Annotated in this window: 1 protein-coding gene; it reads right to left on the bottom strand. The window is 61.9% G+C overall.

Annotated features, from left to right (window positions below; all coding sequences use genetic code 11):
• The coding region (locus AC1DT3_RS23485) for an ABC transporter substrate-binding protein (RefSeq protein WP_477467554.1) at nucleotides 1-619 on the bottom strand (619 nt) is incomplete at both ends.

The following is a 619-nucleotide window of genomic DNA, read 5'->3' as shown; positions in this document are numbered from 1 at the left end:
ACGCATGGGCGCGAGTTCCGTCGGCGGCATGATGGCGGTCGGCATGGCGTTGTCGAACCCTTGCGCGGCGACCATGACCGTCAAGCCTGCGAAAGACCGGTTGCGCAGAACCGTCCGATCTTGTGGCTTGACGAACAGCCGCACGCCGATTTCACGCCAGAACTCGCTGATCAAGGTCAATCCGTCGACGATGAAACTGCCTTCGCCGTCGGTCTCGACGATGATCTCGAGTTCGCGGCCGTCCGGCAAAAGGCGATAGCCGGCGCCGTTGCGCTTCGTCAGTCCGACCTCGTCGAGCAAGCGCGAGGCCTCGGCCGGGTTGTAGGAGGCATTCATGGTGCGCAGGTCGGTCGTGTAGAGCGGACTTTCCGCCACCACCGTATTGTTGCCTTCGGTCCCAAGACCGAACAGCAGCGCATTGTTCAGCGTTTCGCGATCGATGCCGAGCGAGAGCGCCCGTCTGAAACGGACATCGCGATTGAGTGCGCGCCAGACCGGGTCGACGGCATTGAGATTGGGAAACAGCGCGAGTTCCGAGCCGCGGGCATAAGGCCAAAGGAGCGTTCTATAATGGTGGGCCTTTTCGCCCTCCTTGAGAACCGGGACATCGCTCATCGAC

The organism is Microvirga sp. P4_G7, from assembly GCF_056401005.1.
The sequence above is the reverse complement of the archived record's forward strand: the minus strand, read 5'-3'. Positions and strand labels throughout refer to the sequence as shown.